This window comes from Mesorhizobium sp. M1066, from assembly GCF_040318635.1.
Classification (GTDB): domain Bacteria; phylum Pseudomonadota; class Alphaproteobacteria; order Rhizobiales; family Rhizobiaceae; genus Mesorhizobium.
The window spans coordinates 1-18831 of the sequence record NZ_JAMYMR010000063.1; the positions used below are offsets into that span (position 1 = coordinate 1).

General features: G+C 61.9%; 12 protein-coding genes. 8 read left to right on the top strand and 4 right to left on the bottom strand.

Annotated features, from left to right (window positions below):
• Nucleotides 1-146: 146 nt before the first annotated feature.
• The 4 genes from NKH52_RS33500 to NKH52_RS33515 all read right to left on the bottom strand — a co-directional run bounded on the left by NKH52_RS33500 (nucleotide 147) and on the right by NKH52_RS33515 (nucleotide 5262).
• Entirely contained in the window at nucleotides 147-3551 is a 3405-nt protein-coding gene (locus tag NKH52_RS33500; RefSeq protein ID WP_352729796.1) for a UvrD-helicase domain-containing protein, read from the bottom strand.
• Between the two features lie 3 nt (nucleotides 3552-3554).
• Nucleotides 3555-4142 (bottom strand): hypothetical protein, encoded by a 588-nt coding sequence (locus NKH52_RS33505; RefSeq protein WP_352729794.1) that lies wholly within the window; start codon nucleotides 4140-4142, stop codon nucleotides 3555-3557.
• Nucleotides 4135-4863, bottom strand: a complete 729-nt coding sequence (locus tag NKH52_RS33510; RefSeq protein ID WP_352729792.1) for a DNA-binding response regulator — start codon at nucleotides 4861-4863, stop codon at nucleotides 4135-4137. Before NKH52_RS33510 ends, NKH52_RS33505 begins: the two co-directional genes overlap by 8 nt.
• 234 nt (nucleotides 4864-5097) lie before the next feature.
• On the bottom strand, nucleotides 5098-5262 hold the full coding sequence (locus tag NKH52_RS33515; RefSeq protein ID WP_352729790.1) for a YegP family protein: 165 nt from the start codon (nucleotides 5260-5262) through the stop codon (nucleotides 5098-5100).
• Between the two features lie 251 nt (nucleotides 5263-5513).
• Between NKH52_RS33515 and NKH52_RS33520 the strand changes: the two genes are divergently transcribed.
• The 8 genes from NKH52_RS33520 to NKH52_RS33555 all read left to right on the top strand — a co-directional run bounded on the left by NKH52_RS33520 (nucleotide 5514) and on the right by NKH52_RS33555 (nucleotide 18795).
• Nucleotides 5514-6071 (top strand): restriction endonuclease subunit S domain-containing protein, encoded by a 558-nt coding sequence (locus tag NKH52_RS33520; RefSeq protein ID WP_352729788.1) that lies wholly within the window; start codon nucleotides 5514-5516, stop codon nucleotides 6069-6071.
• Nucleotides 6072-6075: 4 nt separating this feature from the next.
• A complete protein-coding gene (locus NKH52_RS33525) occupies nucleotides 6076-7635 on the top strand; it encodes a type I restriction-modification system subunit M (protein ID WP_352729786.1) in 1560 nt (519 codons plus the stop codon).
• Nucleotides 7632-9008, top strand: a complete 1377-nt coding sequence (locus NKH52_RS33530) for a restriction endonuclease subunit S (RefSeq protein WP_352729784.1) — start codon at nucleotides 7632-7634, stop codon at nucleotides 9006-9008. The genes NKH52_RS33525 and NKH52_RS33530 overlap by 4 nt, the downstream gene beginning before the upstream one ends.
• On the top strand, nucleotides 9005-12220 hold the full coding sequence (locus NKH52_RS33535; RefSeq protein WP_352729782.1) for a type I restriction endonuclease subunit R: 3216 nt from the start codon (nucleotides 9005-9007) through the stop codon (nucleotides 12218-12220). The genes NKH52_RS33530 and NKH52_RS33535 overlap by 4 nt, the downstream gene beginning before the upstream one ends.
• Nucleotides 12204-12920 carry a M48 family metallopeptidase gene (locus NKH52_RS33540; protein WP_352729780.1) on the top strand — a complete coding sequence of 239 codons (717 nt, stop codon included), beginning with the start codon at nucleotides 12204-12206 and terminating at the stop codon, nucleotides 12918-12920. The genes NKH52_RS33535 and NKH52_RS33540 overlap by 17 nt, the downstream gene beginning before the upstream one ends.
• A gap of 271 nt (nucleotides 12921-13191) precedes the next feature.
• Nucleotides 13192-14385: a DUF932 domain-containing protein gene (locus tag NKH52_RS33545; protein ID WP_352729778.1), complete on the top strand. Its 1194-nt coding sequence runs from the start codon at nucleotides 13192-13194 to the stop codon at nucleotides 14383-14385.
• A 174-nt stretch (nucleotides 14386-14559) separates the two neighbouring features.
• Nucleotides 14560-16683: a ParB/RepB/Spo0J family partition protein gene (locus NKH52_RS33550; protein ID WP_352729776.1), complete on the top strand. Its 2124-nt coding sequence runs from the start codon at nucleotides 14560-14562 to the stop codon at nucleotides 16681-16683.
• A 144-nt stretch (nucleotides 16684-16827) separates the two neighbouring features.
• Complete coding sequence (locus NKH52_RS33555; protein ID WP_352968425.1) at nucleotides 16828-18795, top strand: strawberry notch-like NTP hydrolase domain-containing protein; 1968 nt, start codon at nucleotides 16828-16830, stop codon at nucleotides 18793-18795.
• Nucleotides 18796-18831: the final 36 nt, after the last annotated feature.

The window sequence follows — 18831 nt, forward strand, 5'->3', positions numbered from 1 at the left end:
AATCCTCGGCACCGTCACGTCAACCGAATGCCGAAATTACTTCACAGAGGCAGGCTATGCCCAACCTAAATTCATCCCGCTCTAGGCCTGATTGCGTCGGTCTCACAGGGTCAATCTCGCCAGCATCGGCTGACCGGTAATTTTGGTCAGAGATTTTTTTGCAGTCTGCCGTCGGCCACTGGACCGCAGGTAAAGAAGGCGGGACAAAAAGGGCATGTGCGGTCGGATCGCTCAGGCGTGAAGCTTCCGCCCTCGATCGCCGCGAAGACTTCGGCAAGCTTTTCCGTTCTCTTGCCGAGAGCCTTATGGTCGAACTCCACCCTTGTAGTGTGATCGTCGTCGCCGAGGTGGACGATCTCGACCGTGCAGCCAGGAAGTGAGTTGGCGGCCGCCATCTGAAAGGCGGCATCGGCGAGGCCTTGTCCGGTCTTGGAGGATCGGTGACCCGTCCGAACCATCCGCACGATATGCCGTCCATCAGGAGTCATCACGACATCGTCTGCACTTGCCGAGACCGTTGTCGTTCCGATGCCTGTTCGGAGAGCAGGCGGTATAGAGCGGGTGGTGTCCGCGCGCATCGTCACGAACCGCTGGACGAGCAGCGTCGCAACTTCGCGGTGCAGCCGATACTCGTCCCCAGCCAGTGGCCCTCCAGACCATCTCTCGTCCAACAGTCTGTCCATGTCACCAAGCGACACAACGGAGGGATCAGTGGCGGCGATCTCCGTCACGATGGCGCGCACCAGATCGTGCATCGTCGTCATTGTTGTCGGCGTGCGTCGACCGCCGACGCCAAGCACATGGGTGTACAAAAAGCGCCGTGGGCACCGATCATACAGATCAAGTTGCGCCGTCGTGATCTTGATTTCAGGCCCCAATACGATCGGGAGCGGCTCATCCTCGGGGTCCGGTTTCCGGTCCGCATGGGGCGTTGCCGCGCGGGTTGTCGTTACGCCTAGTCGTGCGATGAAATCCGAGGGATTGCGTCGATTCCCGTTCGCCATTCGGGTCGCTGAGTAAAGTAGGAGGCGGTCCCGCGCACGAGAGGCAGCGACATAGAAAAGGCATTCTTGCTCGAGTGCGTGATCCGCAGCAACCAGCGCAACCGTTCCGCCTTCTCCGCCAGCGATCATGCCATCCGGAACCGGACAGGCCGGCTTACGTGCCGTGCTGGGCATGCTCCCCTTATTCAGACCCATGAGGTGTACCACGGGGAACTCGAGTCCCTTGCTACCGTGAATGGTCATCAGCCGGACCGCGTTGATGCCCTGAGCGGCCAGCGGAATCTGTCGAAGATCCCGTTCATCGGCGAGTTGAACAAGCCGCCTGATTTCGTCGAGCGTGCGCTGGATCGGCAGACCCGGCCCTGGACGTTGAGCGCGCAAGAAACCCATTAGCTGCCAGATCGCCACGCCCATGGCTCGACTGGAGATATCGTCCGTGGATGCGATCAGCGCCGCCGTTCGTGTCCGGTCGAGCATGATATGCGCCAGCGCGCCCCAGGGAAGCGCATCGGTACCAAAGCCGTCCAGCATGCCGGCTACCCGGCGCATGGCGTCAGCGTCAGCGGCTTCCAAGGTTGGTAGCGAAGGCGATGAGCCGGCCCAGGCGAGCGGTCCGGCTTCCGTCTGCCGAAGGTGCTCGACCACCGTTGCGGCGCCCGCCAGACTCAGCCCCGTCGACAATCCCTGCAGCGAGGGCTTGCGCAACAGTCCCATGGCCCGCCTGTCGACGAGTAAAGACAGAACGGACAGCAGATCCTTGACCTCGGGTCGTTCGAAGAGATTTCCGAGGTAGAGAACGGGAATTCCGCGCCGCTCGAGTTCACGCCCCATGCGGTTGAGCCGGTCATTGCCAGGGCAGAGAACGGCCTGATGGCGGAAGGCGACGTCCTGAGAGAGGCGCAGAATCTCGTCGGCGAGTGCGTCCGCCTCGTCGTCGTTATCGCCGAAGGTCACATGCTCTGGCGGGACACCGCTGGACGGTCGATCTGCTTTGAGGGAGGCATCGCCGGTGCCAGCCTGCATGCCTCCACCGAACTTCGAAAATGCTCCGACGATCTCAGGCGTCGAGCGATAGTTGAGACGCAGCCGATCGCCAGTGCCACCAGGAAAGTCTTCGGTATTGAATCGCGACATATTGAACGAGGATGCGCCACGGAACCTATAGATCGCCTGCCGCGCATCACCGACGGCCCAAAGGTTTTTACCAGCATCCGTCAGTCGTTGGAGCAGCCTTACGCTGCTGCGGTTTACGTCTTGATACTCATCGACGAGGATATGGCTATATGTCGCGCGCAGGATCGAAACTGCCTCTGCGTCGGACTCGAGCAGCTTTACGGGCAGAGACACCAGATCGCCGAAATCCACTGCGCATGCCGCAAATTTCAACTCTTCGTATTTCTTATAGACAAGGGCAACCTCAGCGCACCGCCCCGCAGCATTGCGGGCGTCTGGATCGGCGGCCTTGGCCAGCATCTCCTCGGCGAGCGCAGCGTAGCGGTCAGCGTCCGCGACCTCGTCTTTTGCCCGGGATACCGCGGTGAGCATGTCCTTGAGCGGACGGTCAGGATTCATGAACTCCCGATGGTGAGTGAGGTTGAGTGCGAGATATTCGCGCTCCATGATCGCGATCGCCTCGCTACGATCCATCATGCGGGGCTCTTTCGGGAAACCCAGTTGCTTGTGGTATCGTCGCACCAGATCGAGACCGAAGGCGTGGAATGTCCCGATCCACATCGCCGATGCCGCCTCTGGTCGCAGTCCAGCGATGCGCTCAGATAGTTCTCCGGCAGCCTTGTTAGAGAAGGTCAGCACAAGGATCGACCGGGGATCGATGCCTTCGTCGACGAGGCCGGCAACGCGCCCGACGAGGGTCTGCGTCTTTCCCGTTCCCGGTCCGGCCTCCAGAAGATATGGGACCCCACGATGCCGCGCGGCCTCGCGCTGCTCGTCGTTGAGCGGCTTCGGAGGTCTTACCTCGGCTTCCTCGGGTTCCGGCTCGACCGCCGGAATCAGCAGGGCGTCGAGAAGCTGCAGCGCGACGACGTCGAAGGGCGCCCCGAGCTTCGTTGCGATCTCCAACGCCGTCATGCCCTCAAGGTGGAGTGCGCGAGCCCGTTTGCGCGGTAGCAGGAGCTCGCGACCGAACAGGTCCATCTGGACCTCGCGGCGCTGCCGTCGGCTGTAATCGACGACCCGATCCTCGCCGACGGGGGCTGCTTCCGCCGGCCGCGCGGGATCAACATCGTGGGCGACGTGCTCGATCCGGTCGTCGCCGAGCGTGGCGTGACCGAGTTCGTGGCCCACCAGGAAGGCCTTGAAGAAGGTCGTTCCCGAGTCCTCGTGCCTGATGGCACGATTTATAGGATCGAACTGTGCCCAGCCACCATCTAGGATCGCGCTGCCTGGCTCGACGAGTTCGACGTCCAATTCCAGACTGGATGCGGCGGCTTTAACGAGCGCCTCGGGATCCCAGGGGTCAGCTCCCTTGGAGACCACCTCGTCGTGAAGCGCCGCGGCGCGCTGCCGCGCGAGTTCGACAGCGTCCATGGTTCAATCCCGTGAGGTCAGCAACTGCTGCCGTCGCTCATCCGGCACCCTGCACTGCTTGAGCAGGTCCTCGAACGTGATTTTCTCACGCTCAACGAATGGAGCATCATCGGCCTTGTAGCTGACACCAGGCGCAAGTCGAGGTGGTGCCGCCATGAAGCGGCGCAGGTCGTCCACGGTGGAGCGGAGGCCGCGCGCAAGAGCGTCGACGAACCACGCGGGCACGCTGGCGATGTCCACGAGCCGGGAGCTAAACCCCTGGATCACGCCGCTGGGAACATCAAGGGCACGGCGAAGGCTTACCATTTCCTGGGGGGAGACGTTGGCAAAGAGGTCGACCACCGCAGCTGATGCCTGAACCGGCGACGTGCCTCGGAAGGCCGCAAGGGACGCCTCCACCCACGCCTCGTCGGCCGGCGTGGTGGTCTCTCCAGTCGCGCGCTGCAGTCTCAGATCCAGGGATAGGTCGATCAGCTCGTCCGCCAGATGTGGGTATAGCTGAAGGTAGCGGTCAAGAGTCGCGTTGTCGTGCTCCTGCTCAACTGCGAATGCGAGGAGGATCTCCTCTGCGCTGTCGTTGCTGTCATTCATGGTCGTCTCCAATCGACAGAGCTTGGCGGATCAGTCGGTATGCTTCGTCACGTCTATTCCGAACGGTTTTCTCGGATTTGACGCCGATCGCCTTTCGAATAGTCATGACACTGTCGTCCGACGAATCGATTGGCGTGTCCCTCATGATCAACTCAACGACTCTGCGTAACTTGTCTGGCAGGGACCTAATCGCGTCGGCTACGCGCGACCGGTAAATTGGATCGTCGGAAAGCAATCCCTCCTTGAGGTCTAGGCTCCCGACGGCCCGCTCCACTGCCAGCGAGGGTTCGTTCGTGTCCTCGTCAGCCTCGATGGCTTCCGTGCGCCCCGCCTGTCTCCTCGCCCTGTGCATGGATGTCGTGCGGAGTGCCCCAATAGCACCGGCAAACATGACCTCGAAATAGTCGAGGGCTGTCCCCGGCTCGGCCCGATCTTCGATCAATTTGCGGACAAAGGTGTCCTTCACCCTGTCGCGAGCATCCGTGGCATGGACGCTCTCGGACACGTCGGTGCGTTCGCCGGCTACGCGCGGCAGTGCCGATGCGAGGCGGCGCATGAGTTCGCGGTAAAGATCGTTGAAATAGCTCTCGTCGTTGTCATGCCGCGTGGCGCGTATCAGATAAACGATACACTCGGACTTCACGTAGAGCGGTGACGACGTGTCGCGGACCTTCAAGGCAGCGACGATTTTCTCGCGGGACTGCTCAATGAGGCTCGCCAACGCCTCCTCAACATCCGCGCGACGCGTATAGAGTACGCCGTCAGATCGGCGTTTCGTTAATGGTTTTACGTGTCGCATTTCCAAATTCGCCCACCCCGCCTACTCCGGAACCCGCGTCAACCCTCACCGCTGTTTTGAACCTATACTTGAATTTACTAAGCAGTAGCAGTCAGCAATGCCGAAGATTTAATCGCCAGAAATGGGACGCGGACAATGCCGCGCCCCATTCTTTTATCAAGCCCGACGGACGGGAGCCGCCGACGACCCCTTGTTGATCTCGATCGAGCGATCACAGTCGCCTTCGGCGACATATGCCTCGCTCGACATCGAGATGATCCGGCCGTTGGAAGCCACCAGGCGCCAGCGCCAGCCGTCGGTGCGATATTTTTCGTAGTACATTGTAGTCCTCATGGTTCGCGCGGCTTGACCAAAGACGAAGCACGACGCACATAAGGAGTTCGACCACCCATGCGTCTGCGGCCCCAAAGCCGCGGCTGGGAACCAACGGGCTCGGCGCGTCAACGCCGGGCCCGTTTTCGTTTGCACAGCATGAAGCGACCGCAGCCAGATTGCAATAGGGTTTTTCTGTATGAGAAGCCCTCTTACTGAATTTCGCTTGATTTTTTGCAGTGACAGCGTAAGGTGCGGCCATGGTCGCTCTCTCAAAGTTCGCGTTGATCGCTACTGGTGTTGCCCCGGACAAGCTGCGGGACGATCCAGTCCGTTTCGTGCAGATTCGCGATCTCGCGGGCGCTCGCAGAGATCTTACAATCGGGGAGCGGCCGCTCGTCGCCCGTGCGCTACCCATTCAAGCGGGTGACATCTTGGTCGCCGCACGAGGTGAGCGAACGCTTGCTGCCGAGGCTGGGGAGGACCTTTTCGGCGCTTACGCGAGCCTCGATCTGTACTTGGTCCGACCGGAAGCGACCCGACTTGACCCTTCATTTCTATTGGCCTTTCTCCTGTTGCCTCAAACGGGCGTCAGACTTCGCGCGTCGACCGCTGGCGCTTCCCTGCCCCGCATCGCCCGTGATGATATTGCCAATCTCGACCTGCCCGACCTTCCGCTCGAACGGCAGCGCGCGATCGGTCAGCTTGCATGCGCGCATCGAACCCATCGCGAGTTGCTGATCCACCTGGCTGAACGCCATGCGACGGCGGCCGATTTTGAGATCCTGGAAGCGCTACGCGTTTCAACCGAAAGATAAATCTATGCCTACCATTGATGACATTAAGAACTCCGTCTGGTCAGCCTGCGACACCTTCCGCGGGACTATCGATGCGACTCAGTACAAGGACTATATTCTTGCTCTTCTATTCCTGAAGTACATCAGCGACATCTGGAAAAAGCACTATGATGAGTTTTCTGAGGAGTATCGGGATGATCCCGCGGATGTCCGCGAGCTGAGGATCCGTCGCAAGCTTGAGCGTGAGCGGTTCAAGCTGAAGGAAGTTGAAGTCCGCAACAGCAAGGGCGAGGTCATCGACCGCTTTCTCAGTTCCTTTGACAGCCTCTTTGAACGAAGCGCGAACGACAACATCGGAGAGCTCATCAACATCGCGCTGGACGGCATTGAACAAGCTAACGATCCCAAACTGAAGGGCGTTTTCCGCAATATTGATTTCAACTCGGAGGCTAACCTCGGACAGACCAAAGACCGCAATCGGCGGCTCGAAACGCTGTTGAAGGACTTCGGCAAGGCTGCCCTCGATCTCCGCGACATCAAAGAAGACGTCATCGGTGAAGCCTATATCTATTTGATTGAACGCTTCGCCTCGGACGCCGGGAAAAAGGCCGGTGAATTCTTCACGCCTCGCCGCGTGTCGGAATTGGTGGCAAAGCTGGCCGCGCCCAAGGAAGGCGCTCGTATCTGCGACCCCGCTTGCGGCTCGGGTGCCCTACTGCTGCGCGCCGGCGAAGAGGTCGGCAGCAAGAACTTCCGCTTGTATGGCCAGGAATCTAATGGCCAGACGCGAGCGCTCGCGCGGATGAACATGTTCCTGCACGGACAAGACAGTGCGCGCATCGAGTGGGGCGACACGCTCAACAACCCTCTCCTTCTTGAGGGCGACCATCTCATGCGGTTCGACACGGTGGTCGCCAATCCGCCATTTAGCCTCGACAAATGGATTGGAGATGGCGCGAGCAACGATCCCCATCGCCGCTTCGCTCGCGGATTGCCGCCAAAATCGAAGGCCGATTACGCGTTCATCCTGCACATGCTGGCAGTCGCGCGCCCGGCGGAAGGCCGCGTAGCCATTGTGGCTCCTCATGGAGTTCTATTTCGAGGAGGCGCGGAGGGGCGAATTCGCGAAAGCCTGGTGAGAGAGAATTTGCTCGACGCGGTGATTGGATTGCCAGCGCAGCTCTTCCCCACCACTGGCATTCCGGTGTGCATTCTCATCTTCGATCGCTCGCGTGAGAGTGGCGCCATTCGCGAACACGTCAGAGATGTGCTTTTTGTTGATGCGAGCCGCGGCTTCGATCCCGGTAAAAAGCAAAACGAGCTTTCTGAAGGTCATCTTTCAGCGATTGTGGATACCTATCAGGGGCGGAGTAGCATCCCCAAATATTCATATGTCGCTACGATAGACGAGATCATTAAGAACGACTTTAATCTCAATATACCTCGCTACGTCGACACCTTCGAGCCTGAGCCGGAGATCAACCTCCAAGCCGTGCAAGACGAGATCAGAGGGCTTGAGGAACAGCTCGCGACCGTCAGGGCTGAAATCAACGCTCACCTTGTCGCGCTTGGAATTCGCCCATGACCAACCTACGCAATCTTGAGTTGGCGGACGATTATGATGAGCTCACCACCCTTTTCGAACAAGACGAGAGCCGCATCATTTCGGCGCTTCCGCCTAGTGTACAATTGGGAATTCCCAAGCTGGGCAAAACGCCTGCTAATTGGCGACGCTTTCGCTTAGGCGATGTCTTGAGGATCGTGGAGCGACCAGCCAACGTGGTCGATAATAAAGTCTATCAACTCGTGACTGCCAAGCGCAGCCGCGGTGGCATCGTTGGACGTGAAGCGCTGCGCGGCGATCAGATCAAAACAAAAACGCAGTTTTTTGTGCTTGAAGGAGATTTTTTGATCTCAAAACGGCAGATCTCTCATGGAGCTTGTGGGCTTGTTCCGGAGGAACTCGATGGAGCGATCGTTTCAAATGAATATACTGTGCTCCACACCTCAGAACATTTAGACCCCAATTACCTTCGATTACTTTCCCATACGATTTACTTTCAGCAGGCGTGCTTTCAGTCAAGCATCGGTATCCACGTCGAGAAGCTGTTATTTCGTATCGACGATTGGTTCAAATGGGAGATCGATCTGCCACCAATCGCCGAGCAACGGCGCATCGTCGGGCTCCTCAGTATGTGGGATCGGGCGATAGACGCCTACGAAAACTTGACTCGAGCGAAGGGCGACCGTTTCGAAGCCACCCTTGCGCAGCTTGTCGGTAACGCGCAGTCGGAGCGGGAACCTCCCAGCGGTTGGCACAGGTCAGAACTGACCGACCTTGCACGCATACGTTCTGGTGGAACGCCGGCAAAGACTGATAATCGCTTATGGGGTGGGGCCCTGCCTTGGATTTCCGCCAAAGACCTGAAGACGTTCTACTTGACCGATGCTACTGAGAAGTTGAGCGAGATCGGCGCAACTAAGGCCAGTATTGCCGCATCCGGAACAGTTCTGATCCTCGTTCGGGGCATGGGCCTCTTCAAAGACATACCCATCGGCGTCACAACGCGCGATTTTGCCTTCAATCAGGATATCAAAGCACTCGTCACCGGTGCCGAGATGAATGCGCGCTTTTTAGCATACGCACTAAAGTCACGCCGAAGAGCCCTGATGAGCCGCGTCGATAGTGCCGGACACGGCACCGGGCGGTTATCAACTGACTTCCTTGAGAGTCTTCCGATTACCTACCCAAGCCCGGAACTCCAGGATAAGATCGTCAATAGTCTCGATCTCGTGCAGCACGATTTCACGCTTTCGTCGCGCGTTCACGCCCGGATGGTCTTGCAAAGAAAAGAACTTATTCTCCAGCTACTAGACGGAGCCTCGCGGAGAATTGCGCGCGTTTCCACGGCGCTACCGACCGAAGAATCCTCCATCCGTTTCCAGCTAGCGCGATGAACGACTCTCCCGCATTTGCACTTTCCGAAGCAGGCGGAGCCCAACTCGCTGCACTCGCGACCCTTTCGAGTCTCGGCTGGCACTATGTACCTCGAGCGCAGGCCGATCGTCTGCGCAGCGGGCGTAGAAGCGAGGTCTTCCTAAACGACATCTTGCGTTCGCAGCTTGCCCGGCTGAACAACATCACCTGGCGGGAACGACGCCACTTGTTCTCCGAAGCAAACATCGAAACGGCGATCCGGCGGCTGTCTGGCGTCAGGTATGATGGTGTGCTTCGGACGAACGAGGTGGTGACAGACCTCCTACAGCTCGGCATCGCTCTGCCGCAGACAATCGACGACACCGCTCGCGAGTGGCCTTTCCGCTATATCGACTGGGACGACTGGCGCGCGAACGCTTTCCATATGACGGCCGAGTATCCAGTCGAGTGGCCTGGAGGCGGTTCAATTCGGCCCGACCTTGTCCTTTTCGTTAACGGCATCCCGTTCGCCGTGATCGAGGTGAAATCGTCACGGGAGAAGACCGAACAAGGTATCACGCAGACCATCCGCAACCAAAAGGCCGACGTGGGTTGTCCGAACCTTTTCTTCTCGGTTCAACTCGTCCTGGCCGCCAATCCTCACGAACCGCGCTACGCGACCGTCGGCACGCCCCTGAAGTTCTGGTCGAGCTGGAGAGAGCGGGAAGACGCTCCCGACTTCTCGAGGAAAGTGGTCGCCCGTTCGCTCGACTCCATCGAAGCCAAGCACATATTCGACGACTTCGCCCCGCACCGTCGGCGCTTCCAAGCCCTAGCTGAACAAGGCCGCGAATCGACGCGACTAGACGAAACCCTCGTCGCCCTGTTCCGGCCGGAACGCCTGTTGGACATGGCGCGGCGCTTCACACTGTTCGATGGGCCAGTGAAGAAGGTCGCGCGCCACCAGCAGGTGTTTGCGATCAACAGCGTGCTCGGCCGGGTGCAGAAGCTCGAAAATGGGCGCCGGGCCGGCGGAGTCGTCTGGCACACGCAAGGGTCGGGCAAGTCGCTGACCATGGTCATGCTCGCCCGCACCCTGACCGCCGCCGTTAAGGGCGCGCGTCTCGTGCTCGTAACGGACCGTACTGACCTCGACGACCAAATTGCCCGCACTTTCGCAGCCACCGGACTTGCCCCTCAGCGTGCCCGAACCGGCGAGCACCTCATCGAGTTAATTGAGGAGCGCGCCCGAGTGATCACGACAGTCATTCACAAATTTCGTGCGGCGCTCGGCAAGCGGCGTGTTGTCGACCGAAGCAGCGACATTTTCGTGCTCGTCGACGAGAGCCATCGGAGCCAGTACGGCGACCTTGAAAGCCTTCACGCCCGCATGCGTGAGGTTTTTCCACAAGCTTGTTTCATCGGCTTCACCGGCACGCCGATCGCCAAGCGCGAGCGGAACACCTTTCGCCAGTTCGGACCGCTCTTCGACCCGGTCTACTCGATGCGCGACGCGGTGGGCGATGGCGCCGTTGTTCCTCTCCTCTATGAAGGCCGACACGTCGAGGAGGACGTCGATGAACAGGCGATCGACATCTGGTTCGACCGCGTTACCCGTGGACTGTCCTCTGCCCAGGCTAATGACCTGAAGCGCAAGATGAGCCGTCCGCGCGCAATAGCCGGCGTCGCCTCGCGGCTAAAATGTATTGCGTTCGATGTCAGCCAGCACTTCACCGAAAACTTCAAGGGCTCGGGCCTGAAAGGGCAACTCGTGGCACCCTCCAAACGGGACGCCATCATTTTGAAGCGCCTGATCGACGAGTTCGGCGAGATCAGCGCCGAAGTCATCATCTCTGCTCCCGATCAGAGGGAAGGCGACACGGACATTGACGAGGAGGTAGACGACGACGTCGTCGCGTTCTGGCGTCGCATGATGGCGCGTTACAGAGGCGAGGAAACCTACAACAAAGGCATCATCGACGCGTTCAAGGGACCAGGTGACCCTGACCTCCTGATCGTGGTCGACAAGCTGCTGACCGGTTTCGACGCGCCACGCAACACGGTCCTCTACCTCGCCAAGCCTCTCAAAGAGCATGGATTGCTGCAAGCGATCGCCCGTGTGAACCGCATTTTCGACGAAGACGGCGCACCGCCGAAACCCTTCGGCTACATCATCGACTATTGTGGGGTGCTTAGAAATCTCGGCGACGCCCTGAGCGCGAACGACGCACTCGCGGCCTTCGACGATGAGGATTTGGCGAAAGCTTTGACCGATGTGGCAGATGAGGCCCGCCGCCTGCCGTCGCTGCACGCAGCGCTCCTCGATTTGTTCAGCGGAGTCGCGAACCGCTTCGACGAGGAGGCCTACGCCAAGGCGTTGATCGACGAGGCGCTGCGGGAAGAGTTCTACCGCAGGCTTGGCCAGTTCTCGCGCTGTCTCACCGTTGCGCTGTCGTCGCGCACCTTCCAGGAGGAAACTCCGCCCGAGCGTCTCCAACGATGGCGGACTGACGAAAAACGTTTTGTGGCGCTCAGGGAGCATGTCCGGGCCCGCTATGCGGAGAAGGTAGATTGGTCAGACTATGAGCACCGCGTTCGGACGCTGCTTGATCAGCACGTGACTGCGCATGAGGTGATCACAGTTGTCGAGCCGCTAAATGTGTTCGACGAAGGCGCGATCGAGGCGGCACGGGCGGGTAAAACTCGCTCTGACGCTTCCATCGCCGACGAGATTGCCCATCGGGCCCTTCAGGTAATCGAAGAGAAATGGGAGCAGGATCCCGTCTTCTTCGAGAAGTTTTCCAAGCTGATCCGGGATGCTATCGACGCGTTCCGGAGAGGCCGCCTGGAGGAAAAGGCTTACCTTGCCGAAGTCCGCCGCCTCCGGGATTCGGCCGAACGGCGCGAGGACGCTGACGATCCCACACCGGAAGCGATTCGCGGTAAGAGCCATGAAACCGCCTTCTGGGGTATCGCGCGCCGCGAGCTCGCGAAGGCCGGCTTCGATCGCGACGGTGTCGCCGTCGATATCGCGGAAGCGGTCACCCGTATCGTTGCTCAGCACCGCGTAATTGGCTGGCAGAGCGATCGGGACACCGAAAACCGAATCCGGAACGATATCGACGACTTCTTCTTTGATGAGGTAATCGGACGACGGAAACTCGCAGTCGACCCGGCGGTGCTCGACGCGATCATGGACGACGTCATCGCCTCAGCGCGCGTGCGAATGGCGGACGATGGCCGGATCCATTGACCTTGCGTTTGATTGGGGCGGCGCTTCGATCGCATTCTCGGTGGAACGGTCCGAGCGGCGTACTTTGCGCATTGCGGTGACGCCCGACGGTGAAGTCGTCGTTTCGGCCCCGACGCACGCGCAGGACGCCGACATCGTCAGCCGGGTGCGGCGGCGCGGCGCCTGGATCGTTCGTCAACAAGCCCGGTTCGACCGCTGGCGGCCCCGCACGCCCGTGCGGCAGTACGAAAGTGGCGAAACGCACCTCCTGCTCGGACGACGCTATCGGCTTCTCTGCCAGCCGGACCCGACGATTGACGTGCGTATCGACGGCGACCGGATCATTCTCAGTCTACCGCAGGACAAGGGTTTGGTATTCCGTCGCACGGTGCTTCGGCACTGGTACGGCCTCCACGCCCATCGCGTGTTTCCTGAGAGGCTGGCCGCCATGCTGCCACCGTTCGAAAGGCTCGGCATCGAGCGACCTCGGCTGGTCATCCGCCAAATGACGCACAGGTGGGGTAGCTTCACGGCCAAAGGCGCGCTCGTCCTTAATCTTGAGCTCATCCGCGCTTCGCCTTCGTTGATCGATTACGTCATTGCCCATGAGCTTACACATGCCTTGCATCCGGATCACGGCGCCGGGTGGCAAGACTTGTTGAGCCGGATAATGCCGGACTGGCGAAGTCGGAAAGATGAGTTGGAGCGTGAGTTGCTCTGAATGGAGACCAGCGCCGAATTGTGTTGCGCACTCGAGCGCGGGTTCCGGCTCGCTTCCTTGTCGGTGAGCACAACCACCTGCGCGGACGACTGCGAAAACGTGACCTGAAATAGGGGGAAAGCCTTCCCCTACGGCCGAGCCCAAAGTCTCAGCCGACCCCTTCTGCGGGGAGACCCCGCAACGCCCCCTGAGAGTGAGAGTGCGGACCGGTTTTCGTGACGGGTGAATAGGTGGGAGAGAGGCTCCCGCGCCCGTCGTGGAGATTGGTCCCATGAACATGCAAATTCTTGATGCGCGCCGCGACACGACCGGCGGTTACAAGGTGGATATCAGTCGCGGCGAGCGGGTCGGCCGCGTCTCGTCAGAGTGGTTCTCGCGTCCCGCCGACGAACGCTACCTCTCACTCTCCGAACTGGCGCGCTCGGTCCGCGATCGCGCCGATCGCAGCCGGACCCGCGTGGTGGAGAGCGCCCTCATCCACGTGGAGGCGAACCGGAGCGACCCGGAGCGGCTGGCGTTAATCCTGCCAGGCACCGACACGGCCATTGCGCCGACACACTGGTCCTTCGGACAGCTCGCCAGCCTGGTCGGCGCGCCAGGCGCCTATCTGCGCCAGCTCCCCGCAGCACTCGCCGCCATCAACCTGCAATACGGCCTGACCTCCAACCGGGCCGAGCAGATCAAGACGCTGGAAACCGAAGACGGCCGCACGGAACTGCGCGCCGTCACCGGTCCGGATTATGGGAGGATATTCGATGCAGAACTCGTGGAAGCCGTGCAGCGCATCGCCGGCAACGGCACGGGCGACACCCGTTGGAAAGTGCCCGGCGTGCTCGACTGGTCGACCGGCATCTACAATCCCCGCGTCGACATTACCAAGGATACCACGACACTCTATGCCTCCGATCGCGACGTCTTCCTGTTCCTGGTCGACGACCTGAATCCGATCGAGGCCGGTCGTTTGCCGGACGGCTCGCCCGACCTCTACTTCCGCGGCTTCTACTGCTGGAACTCCGAGGTCGGGGCCAAGACGCTTGGCATGGCGAGCTTCTATCTCCGCGCGGTATGCCAGAACCGGAATCTGTGGGGTGTGGAAGATTTCGAGGAAATCACTATCCGCCACAGCAAATACGCCGCCAACCGGTTTGCGCATGAGGCGGCCCCGGCACTGTTGAGCTTCGCGAACTCCTCACCTCTGCCCTTCGTCAACGGCATCAAGGCGGCGCGCGAGCGGATCGTGGCAAGAACCGACGAAGACCGCACCGACTTCCTGCGTCGTCGTGGCTTCTCCAAGGCCGAGACGGGCAAGATCATCGACACGGTGTTGGCTGAGGAAGGCCGCCCGCCAGAGAGTATCTTCGATTTCGTGCAGGGCATCACCGCCGTCGCGCGCGACAAGCCCCATCAGGACGCCCGCCTCGACATGGAGGCCAGGGCGAAGAAGCTGCTCGACCGAGCGGCCTGATTTCCGTGAAGCCGGGGATACGATCTTACGTGCCTCCGGCTTTGCGCCTCCGTGTCTTTCAGGTTTGCCGGTCCTTGGCGCTGCCCCCTTTAGAGGAAGAGGGCGGCGCTTCGCTTCATGACGGGTTGGAGGTTGAGAGAGAGTCTCTCGGCCGCCCGTCATGGAGTATCCGACATGGCAACCACCGTTCAGAAGATCGCATCCCTTGGCGAGCGTCGCGACATCCCCTTCAACAAGCTCATCCTGAGCCAAGCCAACGTCCGCAAGACCAAGGCCGGCGTCTCGATCCCCGAACTGGCCGAGGATATCGGCCACCGCGGCCTTCTTCAGAATCTGAACGTCCGCCCTGTGCTCGATGGCGAGGGCGTGGAAACCGGTATCTTCGAGGTCCCGGCTGGCGGTCGCCGGTTCCGGGCGCTCGAACTGCTGGTCAAGGCCAAGCGTCTGGCCAAGACCGCACCAGTCCCCTGCAACGTCCGCGACGCGGCCTCCCCGATCCCGGCCGAGGAAGACAGCCTCGCTGAGAACGTCCACCGCGAAGCGCTCCACCCGCTCGATCAGTTCAAGGCCTTCCAGGCGCTGATCGAGCGCGGCATGGGCGAGGAGGATATCGCCGCCCGCTTCTACGTCACCCCGGCGGTGGTCCGTCAGCGCCTGCGGCTCGCCTCGGTCGCTCCCGCGCTGCTTGACGTCTATGCCGAGGACGGCATCGCGCTCGACCAGCTCATGGCCTTCACGGTGTCGCACGACCATGCGCGGCAGTTGGAGGTCTGGGAAACCATCCAGCGATCCTACAGCCGCCAGCCCTATGAGATCCGCCGCATGCTGACTGAGGGCGCCGTTCGAGCGTCCGACCGCCGTGCGCAGTTCGTCGGGGTCGAAGCCTATGAGGCAGCCGGCGGCACAACGCTGCGCGACCTGTTCCAGGCCGACGACGGCGGTTGGCTGCAGGATCCGGCCTTGCTCGACAGCCTCGCCACCGCGAAGCTCGGCGCAGCGGCCGAGGAGATCGCGGCCGAAGGCTGGCGCTGGATCGGGGCCGCGCTGGACTTCCCCTACGGCCACACCACCGGCCTGCGTCGGATCGCGGGCGAACGTCCCGAACTCTCCGCCGACGAGCAAGCCGCCTACGAGGCGCTAACCGAGGAGCTGGACCGGCTCTATGCCGAGCATGACGACGGCGAGGACCTGCCGGAGGCGGTCGATCTGCGGCTCGAGGAAATCGAGACCGCGATCGCCGCCTTCCAGAACCGGCCGACCCTCTACGATCCGGCCGAGATCGCGCGCGCCGGCGCCTACGTCAGCATCGACAGTTCGGGCCGACTGACCATCGAGCGCGGCTATGTCCGTCCCGAGGACGAGACTCCGATCGAGCCCCAGATCGACGGCGACGGCGAGACCGAAGGCGCCGCGCCAAACGCGCAGCCGATGCGGGCGGTCATCACCATCGGCGGCAAGCCCGAAGCGGAGGATGATGAGGACGATGTCGTCAAGCCGCTGCCCGAACGCCTGGTCAGCGAACTGACGGCCCACCGCACCCTCGCCCTGCGGGATGCGCTGGCTGGAAAGCCGCACGTCGCCATCACGGCGCTGCTGCACAAGCTGGTGCTCGACACCTTCCACCGCACCTCGTCTTCCGGCGGTTGCTTAGAGGTGTCGGTCCGCCACGTCCTCTTCTCCGCCCAGGCCGCCGACCTGAAGGACAGCACGTCGGCAAAGTCGGTGGCGGAACGGCAGGAAGGCTGGGAGGCCGACATCCCGCAGGACGAGGATGCTCTGTGGGACTGGCTGGTCGATCTCGACGACGTCAGTCGGACCGCCCTGCTGGCGCATTGCGTCTCCTACGGCGTCAATGCGCTCTCCGAGAAGGTTGATCGTTATGGCGGCTCCGGCATCTCTCAGCACGGGTTGGAGCGTCGGCTGAAGCAGGCCGATCGCATCGCGCGCGCCGTCGGTCTCGACATGGCGGACGCGGGATGGCGCCCGACCGTCGACAACTATCTCGGCCGGGTGACCAAGCCCCGCATCCTCGAGGCGGTACGCGAGGCCAAGGGCGAGGCGTCGGCGCAGCTCATCGACCATCTGAAGAAGGGCGACATGGCCAAGGAAGCCGAGCGTCTGCTGGCCGACACCGGCTGGCTGCCCGAGCCGCTGCGTCTCGCTGACGTCGATCGGCCGGCCGGCACCGACGGCGAGGAGGACGGCGGGACGCTACCGGAGTTCCTCAGTACCGATGACGAAGAGGAAGTCCCGGCCGACGCCGAGGACGACGAAGGTCACCTCATCGCCGCCGAATGATGGGCTAGCGGGGCGGTTTCGGCCGCTCCGCACCTTCCTGCATGCCCGCGCCAGAGTGAGAGAATGGCCGGGACGGGTTCGAGCCGGTTCGGTCGAGAGAGAGCGCCGCCGGTTCATCCCAATCCGCTCTCCGAGGTTCTTCCCATGACGATGATCCCTGCATCCGCGGCAGCTCCGCTGGCCGCGCCGCTTCCCCATGTCCCCGATCCTTCTGCCGCGATTTTCCAGGCCGCGCGGCTACTGCTTCCCCATCTCGAACACGGTCAGCGCATCGATGCGCCGATCCTGCGCGCCACCATGGAAGCGGCGTTTGGCGCCTCCGACACGACCGGCGCCTGGGACTGGAAGTCCGCCTACGAGGCTTGCGAAGTCGCGACGGTCCTGTTCCTGCGCAAATACGGAAACGCACTTTTCCGCAAAGCCGGGTCTCCGGCCGCGGCCCTGCCGATGCTGGCGAAGGTCGCCAACCTTTTACCCACCCACACACGGCGATCGGAGGAAAGCGAGTCCTTCCAGCAGTTCTCGACGCCGGTGCCGCTCGGCGTGGCGGCGCTGACCGCTGCGGCTATCACGCCTGCCGATCGCGTGCTGGAGCCATCCGCCGGCACTGGCCTTCTCGCTGTCCTGGCGGAGATCGCTGGGGGGGCGCTCGTCCTGAACGAATTAGCCGATAGCCGCGCCGACCTCCTGTCCCATCTCTTTCCGGCCATTCCCGTCACCCGCTTTGACGCGGCCCAGATCGACGATCATCTCGACGCCGACATCGTGCCCAGCGTCATCCTGATGAACCCGCCGTTCTCCGTGATGGCGAACGTCACTGGCCGGATGGCCGACGCTGCCTATCGCCATGTCGCCTCGGCGCTCGCGCGCCTCGCCGACGGCGGCCGCTTGGTGACGATCACCGGGGCGAGCTTCGCGCCGGAGGCGCCTGCATGGCGAGCCGCGTTCACGCGCCTGCAGGAACAGGGCCGCGTCGTCTTCACCGCCGCGATCGACGGCGCGGTCTATGCCAAGCATGGCACGACCATCGACACCCGCCTGACCGTCATCGACAAGGTTCCGGCAGATGATGTGGCGGCGTTTCCGGCGTCGCCTGGCCTCGCGCCCGACGTTGCGACGCTCATCGCCTGGATCGGCGAACACGTCCCCGCGCGGCTCCCTATCGATCCGGCCGTGGCCGTCGCCATGACTTTGCCTGCGCAGGCTGTGCGGACGGTTCGCGGCTATGTCGCCCCCCGCGCCGCCGCTTCCTCACCGGCCACCGTCACCGAACCCGAAGGCGTCGACCTCGCCTATGAGACCATGGACTGGACGCCTGCCGAAGATGGCCGGATCACCGACGTTATCTATGAAGAATACGGATTGCAGACGATCCGTATTCCTGGCGCTCAGTCTCACCCGACCAAGCTGGTTCAATCCGTGGCGATGGCCTCGGTCGCGCCGCCCAAGCCGAGCTATCGGCCCCGGCTGCCCGCCAACATCGTCATCGACGGGCTCCTCTCCGACGCCCAGCTTGAAACCATCATCTACGCCGGCGAGGCGCATTCCAACTTCCTCGCCGGATCGTGGACGCTCGACGAGACCTTCGACGTGATTTCGGCCGCGCCCAACGATGCACCCAATGCCGTGCGCTTCCGCCGGGGCTTCATGCTCGGCGACGGCACCGGCGCCGGCAAGGGCCGCCAGTCGGCCGGCATCATCCTCGACAATTGGATGCAGGGCCGCCGCAAGGCGGTGTGGATTTCGAAATCCGACAAGCTGCTGGAGGACGCCCAGCGCGACTGGTCGGCGCTCGGCATGGAGCGCCTGCTGGTAACGCCGCTGTCGCGCTTTCCGCAGGGCAAGGACATCCGCCTATCGCGAGGCGTCCTGTTCACCACCTACGCCACGCTACGGTCCGACGATCGCGGCGAGCGGCTTTCCCGCGTCAAACAGATCGTCGAATGGTTGGGCTCCGATTTCGATGGAGTGATCATCTTCGACGAGAGCCACGCCATGCAGAACGCCGCAGGCGGCAAAGGGGAACGCGGCGCCGTCGCCGCCACACACCAGGGTCGCGCGGGCCTGCGCCACCACCCCGCCATGCCGAATGCGCGCATCGTCTATTTATAGGCGCCCCGCGCCACCACGGTCCACAATCTCGCCAAT